The sequence below is a fragment of the Polaromonas sp. P1_G2 genome, assembly GCF_056405515.1.
Genome location: NZ_JBFUBY010001204.1, coordinates 1 through 441, shown reverse-complemented (window position 1 = coordinate 441; position 441 = coordinate 1). Strand labels below are relative to the sequence as shown.

Genomic DNA, 441 nt, shown 5'->3' with positions numbered 1-441 from the left:
GCTTTCAATCGCTTGGCCCATCTGGTAGCAAACGGATATTGCACTCAGATGGGCTTGCCGCGTGTCACCGGAACCAATGCCGAGACAACATCTTGCGAACGACCAGCCGCGATCGGCTTTTTCCTTACGCCTCGCCGCAGGAATAATGCTGCCGCGCTGGTTTGCGGCTTGTGTGTTTGCTGCATTCGCGGTCTATGCCGTGAATTTGAGCGTGCAAGACGAACGGCACGGGGTGATGCTCGCGGTCGCAGCAGCCTTCGACTTTGGAACGACAGTGCCTCCGGCGGTATTGAAAACGCAGGCGGACTCTATCCTCGCCGAATCGTGCGACGTGGATTGCCGAGGGGACATCCTGCGGCCGGCGCTGACGATCCTGCTGCACCGGCTTGATAGTTTTAATATCGTTCGCGACTATGACGAATGGGCCAACGTCCATATGGC

The 441-nt window shown here is 57.8% G+C and carries 1 protein-coding gene; it reads left to right on the top strand.

Annotated features, from left to right (window positions below):
• Nucleotides 1-145: 145 nt before the first annotated feature.
• A partial coding sequence (locus tag AC1D0P_RS29780) for a hypothetical protein (RefSeq protein WP_477680025.1) occupies nucleotides 146-441 on the top strand: 296 nt, incomplete at its 3' end.